Source organism: Intrasporangium sp. (assembly GCF_032907665.1).
Lineage (GTDB): Bacteria > Actinomycetota > Actinomycetes > Actinomycetales > Dermatophilaceae > Intrasporangium.
On sequence record NZ_JAJJPG010000207.1, the window covers coordinates 1 to 4099 of the forward strand.

At 70.6% G+C, this 4099-nt stretch carries 4 protein-coding genes and 1 riboswitch; of the genes, 3 read left to right on the top strand and 1 reads right to left on the bottom strand.

Annotated elements, in window-relative coordinates:
- Positions 1-380: trehalose-6-phosphate synthase (locus LOY02_RS18165; RefSeq protein ID WP_410505977.1), on the bottom strand; the 380-nt coding region annotated here is incomplete at its 3' end.
- A 160-nt stretch (positions 381-540) separates the two neighbouring features.
- Here LOY02_RS18165 and LOY02_RS18170 point away from each other — a divergent pair.
- The 3 genes from LOY02_RS18170 to LOY02_RS18180 all read left to right on the top strand — a co-directional run bounded on the left by LOY02_RS18170 (position 541) and on the right by LOY02_RS18180 (position 3909).
- Positions 541-972 carry a CBS domain-containing protein gene (locus LOY02_RS18170; RefSeq protein ID WP_317183779.1) on the top strand — a complete coding sequence of 144 codons (432 nt, stop codon included), beginning with the start codon at positions 541-543 and terminating at the stop codon, positions 970-972.
- A 76-nt stretch (positions 973-1048) separates the two neighbouring features.
- On the top strand, positions 1049-2830 hold the full coding sequence (locus tag LOY02_RS18175; RefSeq protein ID WP_317183780.1) for a protein kinase domain-containing protein: 1782 nt from the start codon (positions 1049-1051) through the stop codon (positions 2828-2830).
- A 214-nt stretch (positions 2831-3044) separates the two neighbouring features.
- A riboswitch (cyclic di-AMP (ydaO/yuaA leader) is annotated at positions 3045-3226 on the top strand.
- Between the two features lie 5 nt (positions 3227-3231).
- On the top strand, positions 3232-3909 hold the full coding sequence (locus LOY02_RS18180; protein ID WP_317183781.1) for a transglycosylase family protein: 678 nt from the start codon (positions 3232-3234) through the stop codon (positions 3907-3909).
- Positions 3910-4099 lie beyond the last annotated feature (190 nt).

Genomic DNA, 4099 nt, shown 5'->3' on the forward strand with positions numbered 1-4099 from the left:
GCCCACCACTCGCGGTGGAAGGACGCGGGAACGATGACGTCGTGGTAGATGGGCCAGAGCGTGTCGTTGCTGAAGCCCTCGTAGAAGTCGCGGACCTCCTCCGCGCTGAGGCCGACCGGGCGCAGGTGCATACCGTTCTCGTCGAAGGGCGCCGGAGGCTCCCCGGCGTCGCCGGCCCAGCCCACCCACGCGCCCGGGTTGGTCTGCATCACCGACTCCATGGCGGTGACCAGGCCACCGGGGCTGCGCCGCCAGCCGACCTTCCCGTTCTCGTCGACCTGTTTGTCGACGGGGAGGCGGTTCGCCGCGATGACGAGGTCGAATGTCTTTCTGCGGGTCGTCACCGAATCAACTCCTGGCGGTGCACGGTCAGAGGGCATGCCGCGACCTGGGGCCCAAGCCGGGCGTGCGGTAGACGTGTCTCACTCTATCGACCCAGCTCTGGCGCCCCGGGTAGTCCCGTTCTAGGGTCGACTCAGGGCGTGCAGCGGTCGCGTCGCCCGCACAACTCGGATGTACCCGATCCGCGAGGAGGGCAGCGTGAAGATTTCGGATGTTTTGCGCAACAAGGGTGATGGAGTCGTCACCGTCAAGCCCGACGACACCGTTTCGGCCCTCCTCGCCCTGCTTGCGGAGCACCGTATCGGCGCTTGCGTCGTCAGCGCCGACGGGGTGCACGTGGACGGGATCGTCAGCGAGCGCGACGTCGTCCGTCATCTGCACGCGTCCGGGCCGGGCATCCTCGAGGGCACCGTGGACGCCATCATGACCAAGGAGGTCACGACCGGCACCGCCCGCGACGACGTCGCCGACATGGCGGGCACGATGACCGAGCTGCGCGTGCGCCACGTCCCGATCCTCGACGGCGACGGGAAGCTCACCGCGATCGTCAGCATCGGGGACATCGTCAAGCACCGTCTCTCCGAGCTCCAGTCGGAGCGCGATCAGCTGCGGGACTACATCACGCACTGATAAGCGAGCTCCGCAACTCACGCGGCGCGGGCCCGACCCGGGCTCGGTTCGCCCACTGGTCATTTACCGTAGGGGCATGGCTGCGCACGATCGGACCCGCTGGGTGCCCGCACCCGCCACGGGTCCGCGGCGCGCCGGGCCGAACCGACCAGCCGATATCGAGCGGCCCCGGCATGAGCGCATCGGCACATACCGGCTCGTCGAGGAGATCGGCGAGGGCGGGATGGGTGTCGTCCACCTCGCCCTCGACCCCCGGGGCCGAGCCGTCGCCATCAAGGTGCTGCGTGCCCATGTCGCGAGCGACGACGAGGCGAGAATGCGCCTGCGTCGGGAGGTAGACACGCTCTCGCGGATCCGCGACCACCGGGTGGCCAGCGTCATCGACGCCGACGTCACGGCCCCGCGTCCCTACATCGTGACGCGCTACGTCCCGGGGCCGGCCCTGGACGACTGGGTGGAGGAGCACGGCGCGCTCGATCCCGACGCACTGCTCCGCCTCGCGTGCGGGACTGCCGAGGCCATCCGGGCGATCCACGCCAGCGGCGTCGTCCACCGGGACATCAAGCCCGGCAACGTGCTGCTCGAGGACGGCGAGCCGGTCCTCATCGACTTCGGCATCGCCCACATCCAGGATGACGTTCGCCACACCATGGGTGGCCTGGTCATGGGAACCCCCGGTTACCTCTCCCCGGAGCTCGTCGAGGGAGCTCCGATCACGGACGCGACCGACTGGTGGGGGTGGGCTGCGACCATCACCTTCGCGGCTTCGGGCCGGCCACCCTTCGGGCGGGGGCGCATGGACGTCGTCCTCGCGAAGGTTCGTGCAGGCGAGGTCGACCTCGACGGCGTCGACCCTCGCCTCGTCCCGCTCCTGCGTGCGTCCCTGGCCCCTGACCCCGCCGGGCGACCGCACGCCGACGACGTCATCAAGGCCCTGTCCCGCTTCGCCGCGGGGCGGGCGGCCACCGTGCCCAACCCGCGTGGCGGGACCTGGGACGACCCCGCCCACAACGGGAAGGCGCCGACCGGACCGACGGAGGTGTTCCAGCCGCGCAGCACCGCGGTCCTCCCACCGGCCCTGCACTCCTCCGGGCCCGCCGCACCTCCCGTCGTGGAGGCTCCTTCCCGACGGACCCCACCCCGTGCCTGGCGGGCCCCGCACACCGAGGCGAGCCCAGCGGCATACGGCCATGGAGATGAGGTCGAGGAGTGGGAGGAGGACTACGACGACGGGTGGGACGAACCCGATCAGCCTGAGCGGGAAGGCGATCCGCGCATCGGGCTGGCGAGGCGGACCGGCACGCTCCTCGCAGCAGCGGTGGCCTGGCTCGGGGCGCTCGCCCTCTGGCCGGGCATCGCCGTCGCCGCCGTCGTCGGCTGGTCCGTGGTCGCCCGTGGTGTGGACCGATCCATGACGGGCCTCGTGCTGAGACGCTACGACCGCGGTCGGCGCCCCAGCGACGTGCCGTGGGCTGTGGTCACGAGCCCGTGGCACGTCCTCGTCGGGGCGGTCGCCACCGCCGTCGCCATGCTGTTGCCTGCCGCGGTGGCGGTCGCCGGAGTCTTCTCGGCGGCGCTGCTGCTCAGCGGCGCGACCGGCAGCGACCTTGATCCCGGAACGCCCCTCACGCTCGTCGTCGGCGGAGGGCTCGCGGTGGCCGTGATGTGGTGGGGGCCCGGCGGGGCGTCCCTGCGTCGGGGATCGCGCTCGATCGTCCGTCGCCTGGTGCCGATGGGTCTCGCGGCTCAGGTCGTGGCCGGGGTGCTCGCAGCGGGCGGGGTGGTCCTCGCACTCGTGGCCCTGAAGGGCGGCACGAGCACGTGGGTGCCATTCGACGGGAACCCGTTCGGGCCGTGAGGCGGGCAACCTAACCAGACTTCGAGTAAAGAGATGGTCAAGGCAAGATCACGAAAAGATCTCGGGCTGGCTTGTCTCTCGTCGAATCGTCACGTAGCGTCATCCCTCGTGGCCTCCGGTCAGCCCGCTCAGGCGGGTCGAAACCGGGCGGCCTCACCACATTGGCTCCACACGGTGTGGCACGAAAATTTCACACAGCCACCCACAGCAAGCGGTCCCTGAAGCGCCGAGCCTCGCCAGCCAGGGACGTCAACCGGACACTCCGGCCGCGCGAGGACGGGGGACCCAACATTGCCGGCGCACAGCCGGCTTGGGGTGAGGTCGCGAGAGCGACGGGGCCAACCTGACGGCCCCAACCCGACAGCTAACCCCGCAGGCGCTCGTCAGGAAGGGATACACCCATGCACTACCAGTCGAAGCACGCTGCCCAGAAGCGGCTGCGCATGAAGCACCGCGTGGCGGGCGTCGGCCTCGCCAGCGCCGCCACCGTCATCGGTGGCCTGGCCACCGCGGGCTCCGCGAAGGCCGAGGGCTCCGTGTGGGACCGCGTCGCCCAGTGCGAGTCCAGCGGTAACTGGAGCATCAACACCGGCAACGGCTACTACGGCGGCCTGCAGTTCTACCAGCCCACCTGGGCCGGCTACGGCGGACTCAAGTACGCGCCACGGGCTGACCTCGCGTCGCGCTCGGAGCAGATCGCCGTCGCCCAGCGCGTCCTCGCCTCCCAGGGCCCCGGCGCCTGGCCGGTCTGCTCGGTCCGAGCCGGCCTCACCAGGGCCAACGGCGGCGCCACGAGCGCCCCGGTGAAGGCGAGCCGCTCGACCACCAAGACGACGACCACGAAGAAGACGACGACCAAGAAGTCGTACGCGCCGAAGAGGGCCAAGACGGTCAACAAGGCGCCGGTCGTCTCCACGGCCAACGGCCCGAAGATCACCGTGCGCGCCGGCGACACCCTGTCCAAGCTCGCCGCGAAGCACGACGTGCGCGGCGGCTGGCAGGCCCTGTTCAGCGCCAACCGCGGCACGATCAGGAACGCTGACCTCATCTACGTCGGCCAGGTCATCCGCCTCCCCTGAGGCAGACCCAGCCCCTGAAGCCGGGCGGCCTCGTGACCACTACCCCCTGGGTGGTCGCGGGGCCGTCCTTCTTTTCTCGTATGCCGCTGGGCTCGGTTACGCTTTCGGCGTTCCTCGCCTGCCCGGCGGGGGCCCGCTGGCGTGGCGCAATCGGTAGCGCACCTGTCTTGTAAACAGGTGGTTAGGGGTT